Source organism: Streptomyces plumbidurans (assembly GCF_019857225.1).
GTDB classification, from domain to species: Bacteria; Actinomycetota; Actinomycetes; order Streptomycetales; family Streptomycetaceae; genus Streptomyces; species Streptomyces plumbidurans.
This window is the reverse complement of record NZ_JAFJSY010000081.1, coordinates 1-21391: the sequence shown is the minus strand read 5'-3', so window position 1 is coordinate 21391 and position 21391 is coordinate 1. Positions and strand designations below refer to the sequence as shown.

Below are 21391 nucleotides of genomic sequence, written 5' to 3'. Positions count from 1 at the left end.
CGCGCGGCGGGTTGCCTGGAGGACGTCGGCAACAGCGCCTCACCACTGGAGGAACCCATGCATGCTCTGGCGACCCGGCCGGGGCGGCTCGCCCTCGGCATCGCCGTCCTGACGGCCGCCGCACTCGGCACGGTCAGCGCGTCGGCCGCCCAGGCCACCGGCACGTCGACCGCCACCGTCGGAGCCGGACAGACCCGCGCCGTCGGGACCGAACAGACCCACGCCGTCATGAGCGGACAGACCCACGCCGTCGGAACCGGAAAGTCCCGCGCCGCGCGGCCCGCGTTCGCGGTGGCCTACCGCCCCACCGCGAACGCCCCGGGCGACGTCAACTCCGCCGACCGCGACTTCGCCGCGTGCATGCGCGAGCAGGGCCAGTCGGTCTTCCCGCACTTCCACGCCACGAAGGACGACGCCGGGCACATCCGATTCCAGGTGCGGGTCCGCGGCGGCGACTTCGACCCGACGTCCAAGAGCTACAAGAAGGCCATGAAGGCGTGCGGCCCGATCATGAACAGGGCCGGCGTCACCTTCCCTGCGGGCCCCGCCCTGCCGCTGCCGGGAAAACCCGGGAAGCCCGGGAAGCCCGGGAAGCCCGGTGAGCCCGGCAAGGAGGGGCCGTCCCTGCACACCGAGAAGGGCGCTGCGGACGACGGGCCCGGACTGACGACCAGCGCGCTGAGCGCCTGACCGCGGAGAGGGAACGGCGCGGCCCCGGACGGAAGTTCCGCCCGGGGCCGCGCCTCACGCCGTAGGAAGCAGCCGCAGGAACCGGCCGTAGGACCTACGCGTCCAGCGACGTCATCACGTGCTTGATCCGCGTGTAGTCGTCGAAGCCGTACGCCGACAGGTCCTTGCCGTAGCCGGACTTCTTGAAGCCGCCGTGCGGCATCTCGGCGACCAGCGGGATGTGGGTGTTGATCCAGACGCAGCCGAAGTCGAGCTTCTTCGACATGCGCATCGCCCGGCCGTGGTTCTTGGTCCACACCGAGGAGGCGAGGGCGTACTCGACGCCGTTGGCCCACTCGACCGCCTGGTCCTCGTCCGTGAAGGACTGCACGGTGATGACCGGGCCGAAGACCTCCTTCTGGATGATCTCGTCGTCCTGCTTGAGACCCGAGACCACGGTGGGCGCGTAGAAGTAGCCCTTGTCGCCGACCCGGTGGCCGCCGGCCTCGACCTTGGCGTGGGCGGGCAGGCGCTCGATGAAGCCGGAGACCTGCTTGAGCTGGTTGGGGTTGTTGAGCGGCCCGTACAGCACGTCCTCGTCGTCCGGCTGACCGGTCTTCGTCTCGGCGGCGGCCTTCGCGAGCGCCGCGACGAACTCGTCGTGGATGCCCTCCTGGACCAGGACGCGGGTGGCGGCCGTACAGTCCTGGCCGGCGTTGAAGAAGCCCGCCACGGAGATGTCCTCGACGGCCTTGGCGATGTCGGTGTCCTCGAAGACGACGACCGGCGCCTTGCCGCCGAGCTCCAGGTGGACGCGCTTGAGGTCCTTGGAGGCCGACTCGGCGACCGACATGCCGGCCCGCACGGAGCCGGTGATGGAGGCCATCGCCGGGGTCGGGTGCTCGACCATCAGCCGGCCGGTGTCACGGTCGCCGCAGACGACGTTGAAGACGCCCTTGGGCACGATCGAGCCGATGATCTCGGCGATCAGGACGGTGGACGCCGGGGTGGTGTCCGACGGCTTGAGGACGACGGTGTTGCCCGCCGCGAGGGCCGGGGCGAACTTCCACACGGCCATCATCATCGGGTAGTTCCACGGCGCGACCTGCGCGCAGACGCCGATCGGCTCGCGGCGGACGATGGAGGTCAGGCCCTCCATGTACTCGCCGGCCGAGCGCCCCTCCAGCATCCGGGCCGCGCCCGCGAAGAAGCGGATCTGGTCGACCATGGGCGGGATCTCCTCGGACCGCGTGAGCCCGATCGGTTTGCCCGTGTTCTCCACCTCGGCGGCGATGAGCTCCTCGGCCCGCTCCTCGAACGCGTCCGCGACCTTCAGCAGGGCCTTCTGCCGCTCGGCGGGGGTGGTGTCGCGCCAGGCCGGGAAGGCCGCGGCGGCGGCCGCCATCGCCGCGTCGACGTCAGCCTGCCCGGAGAGCGGCGCGGTCGCGTACGCCTCACCCGTCGCGGGGTTGACCACCTCGGTGGTCCGTCCGTCGGCGGCGTCCCGGAACTCACCGGCGACGTAATTCCGTAGTGTGCGCAGCCCACGCGGCTCGGTGCTCACTGCCGGCCTCCTGTCAGGGTCATCACTGGTTCTGGCTGTCCATTCACTGAGACACCCACCCTAATCGGCGACCCGACGTTTTCAACACCCCCACTCGGCGCATTCCTGCGAAATCCGCAGGTCTCCGTCACGCAAACAACGAATTTCATCGGTCCTCCCTTGCGGAACTGTCGAGACGTCGTGCACAGTGAAGCCGTGGCCAGTCGAAGCGCAGAGCACAGGGACTCCCGCGAGTCCAGGAACGGCAGCAGCCCGAACCTGGATGCCGTCTCCCTCGCCATCATCGAACAGCTCCAGGAGGACGGCCGCCGGCCGTACGCGGCCATCGGCAAGGCCGTGGGCCTGTCCGAGGCGGCGGTGCGCCAGCGCGTCCAGAAGCTGCTCGACCAGGGCGTGATGCAGATCGTCGCCGTCACGGACCCGCTCACCGTGGGCTTCCGGCGCCAGGCGATGGTCGGCGTCAACGTCGAGGGCGACGTCGAGTCGATAGCCGAGGCGCTGACCGAGATGGCGGAAGTCGAGTACGTGGTGATGACCGCGGGCTCGTTCGACATCCTCGCGGAGATCGTCTGCGAGGACGACGACCACCTGCTGGACGTCATCAACAAACGCATCCGGAAGCTGCCCGGAGTGCGCTCCACCGAGAGCTTCGTCTACCTGAAGCTGAAGAAGCAGACCTACATGTGGGGAACCCGATAACCGTGAGTCCCAAGGACCTCAGCAAGACCGCGTACGACCACCTGTGGATGCACTTCACCCGCATGTCCTCGTACGAGAACTCCCCCGTCCCGACGATCGTCCGCGGCGAGGGCACCTACATCTACGACGACAAGGGCAAGCGCTACCTCGACGGTCTTGCGGGCCTGTTCGTGGTCCAGGCCGGACACGGCCGTACGGAGCTCGCCGAGACCGCCTTCAAGCAGGCGCAGGAACTGGCCTTCTTCCCGGTCTGGTCCTACGCCCACCCCAAGGCCGTCGAACTGGCCGAGCGGCTGGCCGACTACGCGCCGGGCGACCTGAACAAGGTCTTCTTCACCACCGGCGGCGGCGAGGCGGTCGAGACGGCCTGGAAGCTCGCCAAGCAGTACTTCAAGCTGACGGGCAAGCCCACCAAGTACAAGGTCATCTCGCGCGCGGTCGCCTACCACGGCACCCCGCAGGGCGCCCTGTCCATCACCGGCCTGCCCGCCCTGAAGGCCCCCTTCGAGCCGCTGGTCCCCGGCGCGCACAAGGTCCCGAACACCAACATCTACCGTGCCCCGCTCTTCGGCGACGACCCGGAGGCCTTCGGCCGCTGGGCCGCCGACCAGATCGAGCAGCAGATCCTCTTCGAGGGCCCGGACACGGTCGCCGCGGTCTTCCTGGAGCCCGTGCAGAACGCCGGCGGCTGCTTCCCGCCCCCGCCCGGCTACTTCCAGCGCGTGCGCGAGATCTGCGACCAGTACGACGTGCTGCTCGTCTCGGACGAGGTCATCTGCGCCTTCGGCCGCCTCGGCACGATGTTCGCCTGCGACAAGTTCGACTACGTGCCGGACATGATCACCTGCGCCAAGGGCATGACCTCGGGCTACTCCCCGATCGGCGCCTGCATCATCTCCGACCGCCTGGCCGAGCCGTTCTACAAGGGCGACAACACCTTCCTGCACGGCTACACCTTCGGCGGCCACCCGGTCTCCGCGGCCGTCGGCCTCGCCAACCTCGACCTGTTCGAGCGCGAGAACCTCACCCAGCACGTGCTCGACAACGAGGGCGCCTTCCTGCAGACCCTGCAGAAGCTGCACGACCTGCCGATCGTCGGCGACGTCCGCGGCAACGGCTTCTTCTACGGCATCGAGCTGGTCAAGGACAAGAACACCAAGGAGTCCTTCAACGACGAGGAGACCGAGCGCGTCCTGTACGGCTTCCTGTCCAAGGCGCTCTACGACAACGGCCTGTACTGCCGCGCCGACGACCGCGGCGACCCGGTCGTGCAGCTCGCCCCGCCGCTGATCTCCGACCAGTCGACCTTCGACGAGATCGAGCAGATCCTCCGCGCGACGCTGACGGAGGCGTGGACCAAGCTCTAGCCTCCGGCGCTTTCCGGTCATACGGCCCGGGGTGCACCCGTACGAGTGAGAAGGGTGCCCCCGGGCCGCGTGCTGTCCGGCGCGGCGGCCTCCGCTCCCTAGCGTGCCTGGTAACCGATCGGCCCAGCCTTCGTTCCCCCGCCTGGGGGAAGGCACGGGAACTACGGATCTGAACGAGGTGTACGCCCATGGAGGCACCGCCGGACAACGACGTGCTCTGGGCACGAGCCCTGCACTTCCAGCACAGCGACGGCTCGCCCGGGCTCAGCGGTGTCTCGCTCGGCGTCCGGGAGGGCGAGATCCTCGCCGTCAGCGGCCCCCGGGGCAGCGGCAAGACGACGCTGCTGCACTGCCTGTCCGGGCTGGTGCCGGTCCGGCGCGGCGAGGTCTGGTTCAACAGCGTGCCGGTGCACACCATGGGGCCGATGAACCGGGAACGGCTGCGCCGCGACCGCTTCGGCTGGATCGATCCGGCCCCGGTGCTCGTACCGGAACTCAACGCCTGGGAGAACGCCGCCCTCCCGCTGCTGCTGCGCGGGGTCGGCCGCGCGCGGGCGAAGACGGCCGCCCTGGAGTGGCTCGAGCGCCTCGACATCGGCGACAGGTCCCGCAGACGCCCGCACGAGCTGACGCAGTCCGAGCGCCAGCGCGTCGCGATCGCCCGGGCCCTGGCCACCGCCCCCACGGTCCTGTTCGCCGACGAACCGACGGCCCCCCTGCACCGCGCCGACCGCGCCCATGTGCTGCGCACCCTCACCACGGCGGCCCGCTCGCACGGCATCACCGTCCTGCTGGCCACGCACGACGCGGAGACCGCGGCCCTCGCCGACCGCACCGTGTCACTGCTCGACGGCCGCCGGGTGAACACGGTCCACCTGCCCCCCGTCGCCGAGACGGAAGGCCGGGCCGCGTGCTCGCTCTCCGTCTGACCCGCGGCGCCCACCCGGCCGTACAACTGCGCCGTGCCCTGGTGGCGCTGGCGTCGGCGGGCACGGGCTTCCTCCTGCTGTGCTCCCTCGGCTACGCCATGAGCCATGCGGACCACGCCACCTCCGCGCTGCTGCGGCTCGCCTGGTGCCTGACCCCGCTGGCCGCCACCGTCCATCTCGCGGCGGCGGTCGCCCGTACCGACCCGGCGACCCGGCCCCGCCCCGGCCTGTCCGCCATCGGGCTCGGCCCCGGCCGTCTGATGACGATCTCGGCCACCACCACGGCCCTGTCCTGCACGCTGGGCTCCCTGCTGGCCCTCGTGGTCTTCCTCCAGCTGCGCGGCGACCTCGCGGGCGGGCCGCCGGCAGGAACTGCGGCTCAGTTCCTGGCCGCGGACCAGCCGTTGCCCTTCCCGGCGGCCCTGACCCTGCTGGCGCTGGTCCCGGCGATCTCGTCGGCGACCGTCGCGCTGCTCCTGCGCCCACGCGACGCGCGACCGGCCACGGGACGCCCGATGCGGGGGTACGGCCGCTTCGGCGCGTACGGCAGGTCGGTGGCGCGCGAGACCTTCGGGGCGTACGGCCGCTTCGGCGCGCATGGGCGCACCACCGCGAGCCGGCCCGCCGGGACCGACGGAGCCACCGAGGCCGCGGCTCCGTCGGCCAACGGCTCCGGCCCGGCCGAGCAGGCGGCGGCCACGCCCGACCCCGATCCCACCCGGCCCCCGAGCCCGCGCACCGCACCCGTCGGCCTGCCCTGGGGCATCGCCGTCCTGGCCGCGGGGCTCGCCGTGGAGGCCTACGCCGACCGCACGACCGACGGCTCCCGCCTCGCCCTGCCCGGCGGCCTCGCCGCGGGCACCCCGGGGGTCCTGGCCGGCTGGGCGCTCACCGCGCTCGGGCTGGCGCTGGCGGGACCTGGCCTGACCCATCTGTGCGGCCGTCTGCTGCAGTCGGCCCGTCCGGGCGCCCTGCGGCTGCTCGCCGGGCGGGTCCTGATGGAGGAGGCCACCCGGATCGGGCGTCCGCTCGGAGTCGTCTGCGCGGTCGCCTCCGGCGTCTTCGCCGTGACGGCGCTGCTCGGCACGGACCAGCCCGGCTTCGGCCCTCTCAGCACCCTCGGCACGCTGCTCGTGGCCGGCTGCACCGTCGCCACGCTGCTCACCGCCGCCGTGGAGGCCAAGCACGAGCGGGCGGGCACCACGGCCGCGCTGATGCGGCTCGGCGCGCCCGTCACGATGCTGCGCAGTGCCGCCGCCCTGCGCGCCGGGGCGCTGCTCGCCGCGTTCGCCCCGCTCACCCTGGTCGTGGCCGAGCTGGCGGCACTTCCGCTCGCCCGCCGATGAGTTCGGTGCGGGCCACCGGTCTACCCCTGCGAAAGGCACCTGCCCGACGGGAGAGACGCACATGTACCAGCAGATGATCTTCATGAACCTGGCCACCGAGGACGTCGAGGCGTCCAGAAAGTTCTTCACCCACCTCGGCTACGCGATCAATCCGCAGTTCAGCACCGAGGACTGCGCCTGTGTCGTGATCAGCGACACGATCGTCGCGATGCTGCTGAGCAAGCAGCGCTACGCCGACTTCACCAAGAAGGAGATCGCCGACTCCACCAAAACCAGCGAGGTGCTGATCTGCCTGAGCGCGGAGAGCCGCGAGAAGGTCGACGAGCTGGTGAACAAGGCGGTCGAGGCCGGCGGCACCGCCAACGAGGACGCCCAGGACCACGGCTTCATGTACGGCCGCTCCTTCGACGACCTCGACGGCCACTCCTGGGAGGTCATGTGGATGGACCCGGCGGCCGTCCAGGCCTGAGCGACACCGGTGCCTAGCATGGGGCCGTGCACACCAGCCCGGCCCATGCGGCCCCTCACGACGACCGCGAGATCGAGACGCTCGAGGACTTCGACGCGACCGTCTCGGCCCGCGGCACTCTCGCCGGACACCGCGTACAAGGCGTCGATCTGACGGACCGTACGCGCGAGTTGCTCACCACCGACACCGCGCGGGCCGTGTTCCTCGGCTGCCCGATGCGCGAGGACGCGGCGGCCAAGGTCCGCGCCGACGGCGCCCTGGTCTTCCCGCCCGTCCCGCACCTGCCCTTCGACCCCTACCGCGGCCGTCTCTACACGCCCGACGAGCTGTTCGCCTCGCTCGACCAGGGCTATGAGCGCACGCCGGACGCGCTCGCCTACGAGTGGTTCCAGAGCACCAAGGCCGACGGCGACATATACGCCTCGATGCTGCGGGCCGTCCACGACGACTCCATCTCCGACGCCCTCGACGAACTGCTGCGCGGGGCACGGGTGGTGGGCGTCATGGGCGGCCACGCGATGAAGCGCGGCACGCAGGCGTACGCGGGTGCCGCGCGCCTCGGGCGGGAGCTGAGCCGCGCCGGGCTGACCGTGGCGACCGGCGGCGGTCCGGGCGCCATGGAGGCGGCCAACCTGGGCGCGTACACGGCGCCGTACGACGACGAGGTGCTGGAGGAGGCCTGTCTGCTGCTCGCCAAGTCGCCCTCCTTCACCCCTTCGATCACAGAGTGGGCCCAGGCCGCCTTCGACGTGCGCACCCGCTGGCCGAAAGGCAACCACTCCGTGGGGATCCCCACCTGGTTCTACGGCCATGAGCCGCCCAACGCCTTCGCCTCGCACATCGCCAAGTACTTCGCCAACGCCACCCGCGAGGACGGCCTGCTGGCCCGCTCCAACGCGGGGGTGGTCTTCCTGCCCGGCGCCGCCGGGACCGTACAGGAGATCTTCGACAACGCGACGCCCAACTACTACGAGTCGCGCGGCGAACCGACCCCCATGGTGCTGGTCGACCGGGAGCACTGGACCGAGCGGCTCCCTACGTGGCCCCTCTTGCGTGCGCTCGCCCGGGAACGATCGATGGAGTCCCGTATCGCCCTCGTTGACCGTATCGAGGAGGCTCCCGACGCGTTGAAACGTCTCGGCATGCAATAAGAACGTAAAGCCAACGGGCAGACCCCGCCTACGCATTGACACTCTTATGGAACGCTTATAGACCTGTGAGTCTCCTGGGGAGAGTGAGGCTTCGCCTCCACAGGTGCTTCACCTTCGTCAACCCCCCGCAGTTGCGCACCCCGTGAAGGGCAAACGTGTCCATATCCCGCCGCAATGCACGTCGTTCCGTGCAGATCCTTGGCGTCGCCGCCGCTTCCTCCGCACTCGCACTGAGTGCCGCGGGCAGCGCGCTCGCCTGCAACATCAGTGAGTTCTCTGCCGAAGCCAAGTGCAACGGCAGCCAGGGCGTCATCAACGTCACCGACGTCGACTCCTCCGGCACCAAGGCGACCGTCTCCGTGTTCCTCGAGAACAACGGCGCGGACGTCAAGAAGGTCGGTGAGCAGGAGGTCCAGGGCTCCCGCGAAGGCAACACCATCACCTTCGCCGAGGACTGGAAGCCGAACGCTCAGTACCGCGTGCACGTCAAGGTCGACAGTGGTCGCATCCACATCGACGACGACATCAAGGGCTCGCCCCTGACCACCCCCTCCGAGGGTTGCTCCAAGGACGAGACGACCCCGCCGGCGACCCCGTCGCCGTCGGAGTCCAAGCCGCCGGTCAAGGAGTCCCCGACTCCGTCGGCCTCGGAGAGCAGCTCCGCTCCGGCCGGCACCGCGAGCAACGCCCCGTCCCCGGCGGCCGGTGACTCGAACCTCGCCGAGACCGGTGCGAACTCCAACACCGGCATGATCGCCGGTATCGCGGGCGCCCTGGTCGTGGTCGGCGGCGGCGCCGTCTTCTTCGGCATGCGCCGTCGTGGTGCCGCCGGCAAGAGCTGACACCGCACCTCGCAGTACGTCCGTGGCCCGTCCCCGTATCCCCGGGGGACGGGCCACCGTCGTCAGTTCTCATTCAGTTCTCAGTCCAGGACGACGACTTCGGCCGCGTCGAACTCGACACCGACCCGCTCGCCCGCCTCCGGCGCGTCCTGCAGCGCGCACGCGGCCTCCAGCCGGGGAGCGTCCTCGGGCTGGAGCCGTACGGCCACGTGGGTGCCTCTGAAGGTGCGTGCGGCCACCGTGCAGGGCAGGCCCTCGCCCGCTTCCACGAGACGTACGCCCGCGGGGCGCACGAGGAGCGTGCGGGCGCCCTGGGCGGCGTTCTCGGGCACCGGCAGCTTGCCCCAGGGTGTGTCGGCGGCCTGGCCGGCCACCGTGCCCTCCACGACGTTGTCGAAGCCGAGGAACCGGGCCACGAACGCGTCCGCAGGGCGCTGCCACACCTCAAGCGGCGTACCGGACTGGGCGATCCGTCCGTCCCGCATCACCACGACCCGGTCGGCGAGCGCGAAGGCCTCGCCCTGGTCGTGCGTCACGGCGAGCACCGTTGTGCCCAATCGGCCGAAAAGCTCCCTCAGTTCGACGACGAGGCGCTCGCGCAGCGAACGGTCGAGCTGGCCCAGCGGCTCGTCCAGCATCAGCAGCCGGGGGCGGGGGGCGAGCGCGCGGGCCAGCGCCACCCGCTGCTGCTCACCGCCGGAGAGCGAGGCGACGGCCCGGCGGGCGGCGCCCGGGAGGCCGACGAGGTCCAGCAACTCCCGTACGCGCTCCTGCTGTTGCGGGCGCGACGTCCCATGCATCCGCAGCCCGAAGGCGACGTTGCCGCCCACGTCCCGCTGCGGGAAAAGCTGGTGGTCCTGGAACATCAGGCCGACGCCCCGCTTGTGCGCGGGCACGCCGGACTGGTCCCGCCCGTCCAGCGACACCAGCCCGCCGTCCAGGGGCTGCAGCCCGGCCACCACCCGTAGCAGCGTCGACTTCCCGCTGCCGCTGGGCCCGAGCACGCACACGATCTCGTGCTCGGCGACATCGAGGCCGACGGCGTCGAGCACGGGCCGCCCGCCGAAGCGGACCGTGGCGTCCTGAAGGCTCAGCAGCATCTAGAACTCCCCTGTCCGGTCGGTGCGCAGCCGCTCCAGCACCAGCAGCGCCACCGCGCACACCACCATCAGAATCGTGGAAAGGGCCATCGCCTGGCCGTAGTTGAGCTCCCCCGGGCGGCCGAGCAGACGCGCCACCGCGACCGGCAGCGTCGGGCGGTCGGCCCGCGCGATGAACACGGTCGCCCCGAACTCCCCGAGCGACACCGCGAAGGCGAACCCGGCCGCGACCAGCAACGCCCGCCGCACCAGGGGCAGATCGACCTCGCGCCACACCCGCCAGGGCGACGCCCCGAGCACGGCCGCCGCCTCCCGCAGCCGCGCGTCCACGGCCCGCAGCACCGGCAGCATGGTCCGTACGACGAAGGGGGCGCCCACCAGCGCCTGTGCGAGCGGCACCAGGATCCAGGAGGACCTGAGGTCCAGCGGCGGCTCGTCCAGCGCGATCAGGAACCCGAAGCCGACCGTCACCGCCGAGACGCCCAGCGGCAGCATCAGCAGCGCGTCGAAGCCGCGCACCAGGCGGCCCGCGTCCCGCCGGGCGAGGGCCGCGGCGGCGAGTCCGCCGATCACCACGGCGATCGCGGTGGCGGCGACGGCGTACTGCAGCGAGTTGCCGATCGCCTCGATCGGCGGAACCAGGAAGGTGCCGCCGTCCTCGTGGGTCAGCGCCCGGTAGTAGCCGAAGTCGGCTGTGCCCAGGGACCGTTGCACCAGTACGGCGAGCGGCAGCACGAGCAGCACGGCGACGGTGGCGAGGACACCGGCGAGCAGCCCCCACTCGCGCGCCCCGCGCGGCCGTCGCGCGGTCACGGAGGCGTCGACGAGGCGCAGGGCGGTCTCCCGCCGCCGTACGGTCCAGGCGTGCACGGCGAGGATCGCGCCCACCGCCACGAACTGGACGATGGTGAGCACCGCGGCCGTGGACAGGTCGAAGATCTCGGACGTCTGCCGATAGATCTCCACTTCGAGGGTGGAGAAGGTCGGTCCGCCGAGGATCTGCACCACGCCGAAGGAGGTGAAGGTGAACAGGAAGACCATGAGTGCGGCGGCGGCCACGGCGGGCGCGAGCGCGGGCAGCGTCACCTTCCGCCAGGCCCGCAGCGGCGACGCGCCCAGCATCCGCGCGGCCTCCTCCTGCCGCGGGTCGAGCTGTGCCCACAGGCCGCCCACGGTCCGTACGACGACGGCGTAGTTGAAGAAGACATGGGCGAGCAGGATGGCCCACACGGTGGTGTCCAGCCGTACGCCCCACAGCTCGTCGAGCAGTCCCCCGCGCCCGACGAGCGCGAGGAACGCCGTGCCGACGACCACCGTCGGCAGCACGAAGGGGACCGTGACGACGGCCCGCAGCACCTGCTTGCCGGAGAAGTCGAAGCGCGCGAAGACGTAGGCGCCGGGGAGCGCGATCAGCAGCGTGAGCGCGGTCGAGGCGAGCGCCTGCCAGGTGGTGAACCACAGCACGTGCCGGATGTCGGGCTGTGTGACGACGTCCGCGATCCGGCCGAACTGCCACGCCCCGTCGACCTTGAGCCCACGCGCCACGATCGCGGCCACGGGCCAGGCGAAGAACAGCGCGAAGAACGCGACGGGCACGGCCATCAGGCCGAGCCGCGCCGCGCTCACCCGCCGGGACCCGCGCGGGGCCGCCCCGGACGGCGCTACTTCAGTACGAGTGACGTCCACGACTTGACCCACTGGTCACGGTGGTCGGCGATCCTGTCCGGCGTCATCTGCTCCGGATCCTTGGCGGGCTGCCCGAACTTCTCGAACTCGGCCGGGGTCGTGGCGCCCTTCACCACCGGGTAGACGAACATGTTCAGCGGCATGTCCTGCTGGAACTCCTTGGTCACCAGGAAGTCGATGAGCGCCTTGCCGCCCTTGGTGTTCCCCGCGTTGCTGAGCAGTCCGGCGTACTCGATCTGCCGGAAGCAGGTGCCGTACGACGTCCCGGTCGGCGCCGTCTTCGGCTTCGGGTTCGCGTAGATGACCTCGGCGGGCGGCGAGGAGGCGTAGGAGACGACGAGCGGCCGGTCGCCCTTGGCCTTCTTGCCCCCGGCGGATCCGGAGAACTCCTCGTTGTAGGCCTGCTCCCAGCCGTCGACGACCTTCACGCCGTTCGCCTTGAGCTTCTTCCAGTAGCCCTGCCAGCCGGCGTCGCCGTACTTGGCGGCCGAGCCGAGCAGGAAACCGAGGCCGGGCGAGGAGGTGGCGGCGTTCTCGGTGACCAGGAGGTTCTTGTACTGGGGCTTGACCAGGTCGTCGAACGACTGCGGCGGGGCCAGCTTGTGCTTGCTGAAGTACGCCTTGTCGTAGTTGACGCAGATGTCGCCGGAGTCGATGGGCGTGACCCGGTGCTTGTCCTGGTCGACCTGGTACTCGGAGCGGACCTGGTCAAGTCCCTTGGCCTCGTACGACTGGAAGAGACCGTTGTCGAGGGCCCGGGAGAGCAGGGTGTTGTCGACGCCGAAGAAGACGTCGCCCTGCGGGTTGTCCTTGGTCAGGATCGCCTTGTTGACGGCCTGGCCCGCGTCGCCGTCCTTCAGGACATGGACCTTGTAGCCGGAGCTCTTCTCGAAGTCCGCGAGGACGCTCTTGGAGACGGCCCACGAGTCGTGGCTGACGAGGGTGACGGTCTTGGAGTCCCCCGAGCCCTCGTCGTGGGACGAACCGCACGCGGCCAGCGTGATCAGACCGAGGCCGACCGCGGCGGCCATGAATGCCTTGTTGTGCACTGACTTCCTCCTGGCTGACCAGGAAGAGACGCGGCCCTGCCCGGGACGGCGGAACATCCCACCGGCTCCCGGGCAGGGCGCAACAGCTTGAGTGATCACCGAACTTCCTACCCAGAATGACCTGGGCAAGGTTCAGAGGGTCTGCGGCCCGGTTGCCGCACTCTCAGCGCTGTGGCGCTCCCCTGTCGGAATATGCAGATGTGTGAACGGGTGTGGATACGGGCGCGTATCCACGGGTCTTCGTACCGGCTCAGGCTACCGCTCGGTGGCCGCGAGCTGACCGCAGGCCCCGTCGATCTCCTGCCCACGGGTGTCCCGGACAGTCACCGGTACACCGTGCGCGGCGATGGCCTCGACGAAGGCCTTCTCGTCCTCGGGCCGCGAGGCGGTCCACTTCGACCCGGGCGTCGGATTGAGCGGAATCAGATTGACGTGCACGGGCTTGCCCCGCAGCAGCCGCCCGAGCCGGTCCCCTCGCCAGGCCTGGTCGTTGATGTCGCGAATGAGCGCGTACTCGATGCTGAGCCGGCGCCCGCTCCTCTCGACGTACTCGAACCCGGCGTCGAGCACCTCGCGCACCTTCCACCGGGTGTTCACGGGGACCAGGGTGTCGCGCAGCTCGTCGTCGGGGGCGTGCAGCGAGATCGCGAGCCGGCACTTCAGGCCCTCGTCGGCGAACCGGTGGATGGCCGGCACGAGCCCTACGGTGGAGACGGTGATGCCGCGCTGCGAGAGCCCGAGCCCGTCAGGGGCCGGATCGGTGAGCGCGCGGATGGCCGTGATGACCCGCTTGTAGTTGGCGAGCGGCTCGCCCATCCCCATGAAGACGATGTTGGAGAGCCGCGCGGGCCCGCCCGGCACCTCCCCGTCCCGCAGGGCACGCATCCCGTCCACGATCTGGTGCACGATCTCGGCGGCGGACAGATTCCGGTCGAGGCCGGCCTGCCCGGTGGCACAGAAGGGACAGTTCATCCCGCACCCGGCCTGCGAGCTGATGCACATGGTGACCCGGTCCGGATACCGCATCAGCACCGACTCGACGAGCGTCCCGTCGAACAGCCGCCACAGCGTCTTGCGGGTGGTCCCCTGGTCGGTCGACAGATGCCGCACGACCGTCATCAGCTCCGGCAGCAACGCCTCCCGCAGCCTGCCGCGCGATCCGGCCGGAATGTCGGTCCACTCCGCCGGGTCGTGCGCATACCGCGCGAAGTAGTGCTGCGACAGCTGCTTGGCACGAAACGGCTTCTCCCCGACCTCGACCACAGCCTCCTTGCGCTCGGCAGGAGTGAGATCGGCAAGATGCCGCGGCGGCTTCTTGGCTCCGCGGGGGGCGACGAAAGTGAGTTCTCCGGGCTTTGGCATGGCTGTACCAGTGTCGCAGATCGAGTGGGGTGGGCTGGGACTGTGAGCTGGGGCACGTGTGGTGGGCGGTGGTCATGCGTCGCCGGGCGGCGGGGGGCCGCTTGGAGGGGGCTGGGCTTCACCACTACGAAGGCTCGCGCCCGCGGACGTAGGGTGCGACGCGACGTGGGCGTGGAGGGCGGCATTCTGCCGGTGCTGGCGATGATCCTGTGTGTGCCGGTGGTCGGCGCGGTAGCGGCTGTGTGCAGTGGCGGCATCGCAGGAAGAAGCCGCCGGCATGCCTGGTTGTGGCCGCGCGCGGTTCAGGGACCTGATGTTCGGACAGTTGCCCGGCGCGGCAGGCTCCGTACCGTGGTCGACCTGCTGTGGAACTGAGACCTGCCGCCGCAGAAGAGTCGGTTGCCAGTCCACGTCACCGGGAGGCCAGATGAAGGAGACCGAGCTGGAGTTGGGGGACGGGCGGAGGCTGCACGTCTACGACACCGGGGAGGAAGGCGGCGACGGGCGTCCCGTGGTGTTCTGGCATCACGGGACGCCGAACATCGGGGCTCCCCCGGAGCCGCTGTTCGCGGCCGGCGAGCGGCTCGGGGTGCGGTGGGTGTCGTACGACAGGCCGGGGTACGGCGGGTCCACGTTCCGTCCGGGGCGGGACATCGCGTCGGCGGCGGGTGATGTGGCGGCTGTCGTTGACTCCTTGGGCATCCGGCGGTTCACGGTCATGGGCCACTCCGGCGGCGGCCCGCACGCCCTGGCCTGCGCGGCTCTGCTGGGCGATCGCGTGTCGGCCGTGGTGAGCGTGTCGGGTATGGCGCCGTTCGGGGCCGAGGGGCTCGACTGGTTCGCGGGGATGTCGGACTCCGGCGCCGCGTCCCTGCGTGCCGCGCTGCGGGGGCGTGCGGCGAAGGAGGCGTACGAGGCGTCCGCCGAGTACGACCCGGAAATGTTCACCGCCGAGGATCATGCCGCCCTCTCCGGTGACTGGTCCTGGTTCGGCGACGTCGTCGGACCGGCTCTGGAGGCGGGCCCCGGCGGGCTGATCGACGACGATCTGGCCTACGTCTCACCGTGGGGCTTCGACCCCGCACGGATCGCGGTCCCCCTGCTCCTGCTCCACGGCGGCATGGACCGCGTCGTGCCCGGCTCCCACGGCCAGTGGCTCGCGCGTCACTGCCCCACCGCGGAGCTGCGGTTCGATCCGGGCGCCGGGCACATCTCCGTCCTCAACGGCGGCGCCGCCGCACTGGACTGGCTCATGAACCACCACTCAGCCACCTGACGAACCGGCTGCCGGACCCGGCGATCTCCTACGGCCAGCAGTCCTACGGCCAGCCCCCCTTCCCGCAGCCCCAGCCGCCGAAGAAGCGCAGCACCGGGAAGATCGTCGGTCTCGGGTGCCTCGGCATCGTCGCCCTGTTCGTCCTGATCGGCATCATCGCCGCCGTCGCCGGAGGCGGAGACAGCGACTCCGCTTCGAGCAGCTCCAGCGACAAGCCCGCGGCCGCGCCGAAGAACGACAAGCCGGCCGCCGCCGACGACGAGAAGAAGAAGGAAGACCCGAAGCCCGCCCCGGCTCCGGTCAAGGTCACGGCGAAGAGGACCGGCTTCTCGAAGAGCATCCTGGCCCAGGACCGGGACTACACCAGCGTCCTGGTCACCGTCACGAACAACGGCGACGACAAGGTCGACGTGAATCCCCTGTACTTCACCGTCACCGACACCGACGGCACCAAGCACACCGCCGAACTCGGCGTCGATGAGGAGCAGATCGACACGGTGGACCTGGCACCCGGTGAGATCATCACCGGCACCGTCACGGGCAAGGGCACCTTCACCCCCAAGTACGTGACCTACTCGGACGGCCTGCTCGGCGACTCACTGCGCGCCGACGTGAAGTGACGCCCGGTCGGTGAAACCACGAAGGCCCGCCATTGCGCGGGCCTTCGTCATGTCCGGCGATGTATGGCCTCTGGCGTCGTCAGCCGGACCCCACGAACAGCACCAGCAGCAGCCACACCACCGGCGCCGTCGGCAGCAGTGAGTCCAGTCGGTCCATGATGCCGCCGTGCCCGGGCAGCAGCGTGCCCATGTCCTTGATGCCCAGGTCCCGCTTGATCATCGACTCGCCGAGATCGCCCAGCGTGGCGCTGCCCGCGACCGCGAGGCCGAGGACCAGACCCTGCCACCAGACACCGTCGTCGATCAGGAACTGCATGCACAGCGCGCCCGCCGCCATCGCGAACGTGACCGCTCCGACCAGGCCCTCCCGGGTCTTTCCGGGGCTGATGCGCGGCGCCAGCTTGTGCTTGCCGAAGCGCCAGCCGACGGCGTACGCGCCCGTGTCGCTGACCACCGTCAGGAGCAGGAAGGTCAGCACCCGCCAGGGGCCGTCCTCGGCCGCCAGCATCATCGTCACGAACGTGGCCAGGAAGGGGACGTAGAACGCCGCGAAGACGCCCGCCGTCACGTCCTTGAGGTAGCCCTCCGGCGGCTCCGTCATGCGCCAGACGAGTACGGCCAGCGCGGTGAGCGCCATGGCGACCCAGGCGCCCTCGGCGCCCCGGACGTAGCCCGCGACCACCATCGCGGCGCCACCGAGCGCCAGTGGGACCAGCGGTGCCTTGATGCCCTTGCGCTCCTGGAGCCGGCTGGTCAGCTCCCACAGGCCGACGACCACGGCGACGGCGACCACGCCGACGAAGACGGCCTTGACGACGAACAGGGACGCGATGATCACCACGCCGAGTCCTACGCCGACTCCTATGGCCGCACCCAGGTCGCGCCCCGCGCTCTTCTTCTGCGGCGGGGGCGCCGGCTGCGGGGCGTCGGACATGGGCTCCGAATTCTGCTGCACCGCCCCGAAGGGCGGCGTCTGCGGCGTCTCGTCGCGGAACAAGGGACCGCTCAGTCGAGCAGCCCCCCGGTCGTCATCCTGGTCACCGCCGTACGCGGGTCCCTCGGGCACGATGGGCATGGGGCGAGTCTGCTGCGCCTTGGGCGCATCGTACGCGGGACCCGCCGGGGCAGCCCCCTGGACAGGTCCCTGGTCCGACGGTCCCCAGTACCCGGCCTGCGGTCCGGTGTGCGGCGGCGCTCCCCAGGAAGATTCGTTCATCAGACCTCGAGCAGCTCCGCTTCCTTGTGCTTCAGGAGCTCGTCCACCTGGGCAACGTACTTGTGCGTGGTGTCGTCGAGTTCCTTCTCGGCACGGCGGCCCTCGTCCTCGCCCGTCTCGCCGTCCTTGATGAGCTTGTCGATCGCGTCCTTGGCCTTGCGGCGCACGGAGCGGATGGACACGCGCGCGTCCTCGGCCTTGCCCTTGGCGACCTTGATGTAGTCGCGGCGGCGCTCCTCGGTGAGCTCCGGGAACACCACTCGGATGATGTTGCCGTCGTTGCTCGGGTTGACGCCCAGGTCGGAGTCGCGGATCGCCTGCTCGATGTTGCGCAGCGCGCTCTTGTCGAACGGGGTCACGACCGCCATGCGCGGCTCCGGCACGGAGAACGAAGCCAGCTGGTTGATCGGCGTCGGCGCACCGTAGTAGTCGGCCACGATCTTGTTGAACATCGCCGGGTGCGCACGACCGGTACGGATCGCGGCGAAGTCCTCCTTGGCGACCACGACGGCCTTCTCCATCTTCTCCTCGGCCTCGAGGAGGGTCTCTTCGATCACCACTTGCTCCTGCGTGTCTTGAGTAGGCCCGGCTGCGGTTCCTGTGGGGGCGGCGGCCGGCTGCGTCGCGTCTTCTTCCTGCACGGTTCCCGACCTGCGGGACATTGTCCATCCCCCGGTCAGGGTCCGTCGGTGTTGCCTGTCAGTCCCGGCTGCCCTGCTCACCCACAAGCGTGCCGATCTTCTCACCATTGACGGCACGGGCGATATTGCCCTCCGTCAGAAGCTCGAAGACGAGGATGGGGAGCTTGTTGTCGCGGCACAGCGTGACGGCGGTGGCGTCGGCGACCTTGAGGTCGCGGGTGATGACCTCGCCGTAGCCGAGGGCGTCGAACTTGACCGCGTCCGGGTTGCGCTTGGGGTCGGCGTCGTAGACCCCGTCCACGCCGTTCTTGCCCATCAGCAGCGCCTCGGCGTCGATCTCCAGGGCGCGCTGCGCGGCGGTGGTGTCGGTGGAGAAGTACGGCATGCCCATGCCCGCGCCGAAGATGACCACGCGGCCCTTCTCCAGGTGACGCACGGCGCGCAGCGGGATGTAGGGCTCGGCGACCTGGCCCATGGTGATGGCGGTCTGCACCCGGGACTGGATGCCCTCCTTCTCCAGGAAGTCCTGGAGGGCGAGGCAGTTCATCACGGTGCCGAGCATGCCCATGTAGTCCGAGCGGGCCCGGTCCATGCCGCGCTGCTGCAGCTCCGCGCCGCGGAAGAAGTTGCCGCCGCCGATGACGACCGCGATCTGCGCCCCGTCGCGCACGACCGCCGCGATCTCGTGGGCGATCTTGTGCACCACATCGGGGTCCACACCCAGGCCCCCGCCGCCGGAGAAGGCCTCACCGGACAGCTTCAGCAGAAACCGACCGGACACTTTGCCGTCGTCGCTCTTCTGGGCCTTCGTGGTCATCGAGTTCCCGCCTCTTTCATGTGGTGCACATACGAAGAAGGCCACTGCCGGTGGGGTGTGGTCGCAACCCTTGCTCGGCAATGGCCTCCTCGTCAGATCTGCTGTCGCCCGTCACGCGCGCGCGTGACGGCGTACCGGACGACTGCTGCCGACCCTATCGGGCCGACGCGCCGCTCGCGGCACGGACTCAGATGCCGACCTTGATACGCGTGAAGCGCTTCAGGGTGACACCGGCCTCGTCCAGAACCTTCTGGACCGACTTCTTGTTGTCGAGCGCGTACGGCTGGCCGAGCAGCGTGGCGTCCTTGAAGAAGCCGTTGAGGCGACCCTCGACGATCTTCGGCAGGGCGGCCTCGGGCTTGCCCTCGGCGCGGGTGGTCTCCTCGGCGACGCGGCGCTCGGACTCGACGACCTCGGCCGGCACGTCCTCCTTGGAGAGGTACTTCGGCGCGAAGGCGGCGATGTGCTGGGCGACGCCCTTGGCGACCTCGGCGTTGGGCTTGTCGAACTCGACGAGCACACCGATCTGCGGGGGCAGGTCGGGCATCGTGCGGTGCATGTACGCGGTCACGAAACCGTCGCCGTACTGCGCGAAGCGGTCCAGGACGATCTTCTCGCCGAGGTTGGCGTTGGCCTCGTCCACGAACGCCTGGACGGTCTTGCCGGCCTCGATCTCGGAGGCGAGCAGCGCCTCGAGGTCGGCCGGGGCCGTCTTGGCGACGTGCTCGGCGATCGCGGTGGCGACGGCCTGGAACTTGTCGCCCTTGGCGACGAAGTCCGTCTCGCACTTCAGCTCGACGAGGACGCCGGAGGAGTTGTCGTCGGCGATGATCGAGACCACGGCGCCGTTCTCGGCGGAGCGGCCCTCGCGCTTGGCGACGCCCTTCTGGCCCTTGATACGCAGCGCCTCGACGGCCTTCTCGACGTTGCCGTCGGCCTCGTCCAGCGCCTTCTTGCAGTCCATCATGCCGGCGCCGGTGAGCTCACGAAGCTTCTTGACGTCGGCGGCGGTGTAGTTCGCCATGAGTCTTTGAGTCTTTCTCGAAGTCTGGAAGATCGAAGATCTACGGGGTCTGCGGCCCCATGTGGTCGAGGCCGCTGACGCTCCGCCGACCTACGGGTGAACGGCGGGAGCGGACTTCACCGCGCCGAAGGGCGCATGGCTGCGGTACCGCTCCCGCCGTCACTTCAGGACGCTGACGGGTCAGGCCTGCTCGGCGTCCGCGGCCGGAGCCTCGGCCGCGGGGGCCTCCGCAGCCGGAGCCTCGGTGGCCGGAGCCTCGGTGGCCGGGGCCTCGGCCTCGGGGGTCTCGGCCGGCTTCTCGGCGGCGGCCTCGGCGGGCTTCTCGGCGGCCTGGTCGGAGTCCGCCTTCTTCTCGCCCTCGAGCAGGTCGCGCTCCCACTCGGCGAGCGGCTCGCCCGCGGCCTTCTCGCCCTTGCCCTCGGTGGCGACACCGGAGCGGGCGATGAGCCCCTCGGCGACCGCGTCGGCGATCACACGGGTGAGCAGGGTGACGGAGCGGATCGCGTCGTCGTTGCCCGGGATCTTGTAGTCGACCTCGTCGGGGTCGCAGTTGGTGTCGAGGATCGCGACGACCGGGATGTTGAGCTTCCGGGCCTCACCGACTGCGATGTGCTCCTTCTTGGTGTCCACGACCCAGACGGCGCTGGGAACCTTGGACATCTCGCGGATACCGCCGAGGGTCTTCTCCAGCTTGGCCTTCTCGCGCGAGAGCACGAGAAGCTCCTTCTTGGTCAGACCGGACGCGGCGACGTCCTCGAAGTCGATCTGCTCGAGCTCCTTGAGGCGCTGCAGACGCTTGTAGACGGTCGAGAAGTTGGTGAGCATGCCGCCCAGCCAGCGCTGGTTGACGTAGGGCATGCCGACGCGGGTGGCCTGCTCGGCGATGGCCTCCTGCGCCTGCTTCTTCGTGCCGACGAACATGACCGTGCCGCCGTGGGCGACGGTCTCCTTGACGAACTCGTAGGCGCGGTCGATGTACGACAGCGACTGGAGCAGGTCGATGATGTAGATGCCGTTGCGCTCGGTGAAGATGAAGCGCTTCATCTTCGGGTTCCAGCGACGGGTCTGGTGACCGAAGTGGACGCCGCTCTCCAGCAGCTCCCGCATCGTGACGACGGCCATGGCCGTTCTCCTTGGTTTCTCGGTTGTGCCGCGGGTGCCGGATCAGCACTCGCGCCTGACGCCCGCATGCGCCGTGCCACGAAGGACCGAGGGGCGCTGACACCGACCTCTCACGAGGTGTGGTGTCGGGGCGTGCGAAGTCGACCCGGTGACCCGGATCGCCAAAGGAAGTGTACGGGACCCACGAGGCAGCGGGTGACGCCGCTGTCCACAACCGGGCAGTGGTCCACAGATCCCGGCCATGATCACGGCTGGTGCGGGACGGTTGCGGCATGCGAACCAACCGATGCGTGCGGATGTCCCGGGCGGTGCTGCCCGGGTTGCTGGGGCTGCTGATGCTGATGCTGATGTCGGCGGCCTTCGTGCCCTGGGCCTGGGCGGAGCCCCCACCCCCGGCACCGCCCGCGCCCTCGCCCGCGCCCGCGCCGCCGGGGCCGGGCTC

20 protein-coding genes are annotated in these 21391 nt (G+C 70.2%); 10 read left to right on the top strand and 10 right to left on the bottom strand.

Features of this window, described 5'->3' with window-relative positions; translation table 11 throughout:
* Positions 1-57 precede the first annotated feature (57 nt).
* Positions 58-690, top strand: a complete 633-nt coding sequence (locus JYK17_RS33740) for a hypothetical protein (protein ID WP_222811865.1) — start codon at positions 58-60, stop codon at positions 688-690.
* A gap of 94 nt (positions 691-784) precedes the next feature.
* Here the strand turns inward: JYK17_RS33740 and JYK17_RS33735 are convergent, their stop codons facing one another.
* The gene (locus JYK17_RS33735; protein WP_128801797.1) at positions 785-2233 is read right to left on the bottom strand and encodes a gamma-aminobutyraldehyde dehydrogenase; all 1449 of its coding nucleotides are present in this window, start codon (positions 2231-2233) and stop codon (positions 785-787) included.
* A gap of 180 nt (positions 2234-2413) precedes the next feature.
* Between JYK17_RS33735 and JYK17_RS33730 the strand changes: the two genes are divergently transcribed.
* From JYK17_RS33730 to JYK17_RS33700, 7 genes are all read left to right on the top strand, one after another.
* Entirely contained in the window at positions 2414-2932 is a 519-nt protein-coding gene (locus JYK17_RS33730; protein ID WP_108015415.1) for an Lrp/AsnC family transcriptional regulator, read from the top strand.
* Positions 2917-4299, top strand: a complete 1383-nt coding sequence (locus JYK17_RS33725) for an aspartate aminotransferase family protein (protein ID WP_128801798.1) — start codon at positions 2917-2919, stop codon at positions 4297-4299. Before JYK17_RS33730 ends, JYK17_RS33725 begins: the two co-directional genes overlap by 16 nt.
* Positions 4300-4487: 188 nt before the next feature.
* Positions 4488-5228: an ABC transporter ATP-binding protein gene (locus tag JYK17_RS33720; protein WP_108015413.1), complete on the top strand. Its 741-nt coding sequence runs from the start codon at positions 4488-4490 to the stop codon at positions 5226-5228.
* Entirely contained in the window at positions 5210-6574 is a 1365-nt protein-coding gene (locus JYK17_RS33715) for a hypothetical protein (protein WP_108015412.1), read from the top strand. Before JYK17_RS33720 ends, JYK17_RS33715 begins: the two co-directional genes overlap by 19 nt.
* 61 nt (positions 6575-6635) lie before the next feature.
* Entirely contained in the window at positions 6636-7043 is a 408-nt protein-coding gene (locus JYK17_RS33710) for a VOC family protein (RefSeq protein WP_108015411.1), read from the top strand.
* A 26-nt stretch (positions 7044-7069) separates the two neighbouring features.
* The gene (locus JYK17_RS33705) at positions 7070-8194 is read left to right on the top strand and encodes an LOG family protein (RefSeq protein WP_108015410.1); all 1125 of its coding nucleotides are present in this window, start codon (positions 7070-7072) and stop codon (positions 8192-8194) included.
* A 188-nt stretch (positions 8195-8382) separates the two neighbouring features.
* A complete protein-coding gene (locus tag JYK17_RS33700; RefSeq protein ID WP_372465355.1) occupies positions 8383-9036 on the top strand; it encodes an LAETG motif-containing sortase-dependent surface protein in 654 nt (217 codons plus the stop codon).
* 80 nt (positions 9037-9116) lie between these two features.
* Here the strand turns inward: JYK17_RS33700 and JYK17_RS33695 are convergent, their stop codons facing one another.
* From JYK17_RS33695 to rlmN, 4 genes are all read right to left on the bottom strand, one after another.
* Positions 9117-10136 (bottom strand): ABC transporter ATP-binding protein, encoded by a 1020-nt coding sequence (locus JYK17_RS33695; protein WP_222811864.1) that lies wholly within the window; start codon positions 10134-10136, stop codon positions 9117-9119.
* Positions 10137-11738, bottom strand: coding sequence for an ABC transporter permease (locus JYK17_RS33690; protein ID WP_222811870.1), 1602 nt, complete (start codon positions 11736-11738; stop codon positions 10137-10139).
* 59 nt (positions 11739-11797) lie between these two features.
* Complete coding sequence (locus JYK17_RS33685) at positions 11798-12871, bottom strand: thiamine ABC transporter substrate-binding protein (protein WP_108015406.1); 1074 nt, start codon at positions 12869-12871, stop codon at positions 11798-11800.
* Positions 12872-13126: 255 nt separating this feature from the next.
* A complete protein-coding gene (gene rlmN, locus JYK17_RS33680; protein WP_222811863.1) occupies positions 13127-14233 on the bottom strand; it encodes a dual-specificity RNA methyltransferase RlmN in 1107 nt (368 codons plus the stop codon).
* Positions 14234-14660: 427 nt separating this feature from the next.
* Between rlmN and JYK17_RS33675 the strand changes: the two genes are divergently transcribed.
* The gene (locus JYK17_RS33675) at positions 14661-15509 is read left to right on the top strand and encodes an alpha/beta fold hydrolase (RefSeq protein ID WP_222811862.1); all 849 of its coding nucleotides are present in this window, start codon (positions 14661-14663) and stop codon (positions 15507-15509) included.
* The gene (locus JYK17_RS33670) at positions 15401-16129 is read left to right on the top strand and encodes a DUF4352 domain-containing protein (RefSeq protein WP_234548501.1); all 729 of its coding nucleotides are present in this window, start codon (positions 15401-15403) and stop codon (positions 16127-16129) included. Before JYK17_RS33675 ends, JYK17_RS33670 begins: the two co-directional genes overlap by 109 nt.
* Positions 16130-16208: 79 nt before the next feature.
* Here JYK17_RS33670 and JYK17_RS33665 read toward each other — a convergent pair whose 3' ends face one another.
* The 5 genes from JYK17_RS33665 to rpsB form a co-directional block, all read right to left on the bottom strand.
* Positions 16209-17345, bottom strand: a complete 1137-nt coding sequence (locus tag JYK17_RS33665) for a phosphatidate cytidylyltransferase (RefSeq protein ID WP_128801820.1) — start codon at positions 17343-17345, stop codon at positions 16209-16211.
* Complete coding sequence (gene frr, locus JYK17_RS33660) at positions 17345-17902, bottom strand: ribosome recycling factor (RefSeq protein ID WP_037781101.1); 558 nt, start codon at positions 17900-17902, stop codon at positions 17345-17347. Before frr ends, JYK17_RS33665 begins: the two co-directional genes overlap by 1 nt.
* Positions 17903-18044: 142 nt before the next feature.
* Positions 18045-18803 (bottom strand): UMP kinase, encoded by a 759-nt coding sequence (gene pyrH, locus JYK17_RS33655; RefSeq protein ID WP_222811861.1) that lies wholly within the window; start codon positions 18801-18803, stop codon positions 18045-18047.
* A gap of 187 nt (positions 18804-18990) precedes the next feature.
* Positions 18991-19827, bottom strand: a complete 837-nt coding sequence (gene tsf, locus JYK17_RS33650) for a translation elongation factor Ts (protein ID WP_108015387.1) — start codon at positions 19825-19827, stop codon at positions 18991-18993.
* A gap of 180 nt (positions 19828-20007) precedes the next feature.
* Positions 20008-20949 carry a 30S ribosomal protein S2 gene (rpsB, locus tag JYK17_RS33645; protein ID WP_222811860.1) on the bottom strand — a complete coding sequence of 314 codons (942 nt, stop codon included), beginning with the start codon at positions 20947-20949 and terminating at the stop codon, positions 20008-20010.
* Positions 20950-21391: the final 442 nt, after the last annotated feature.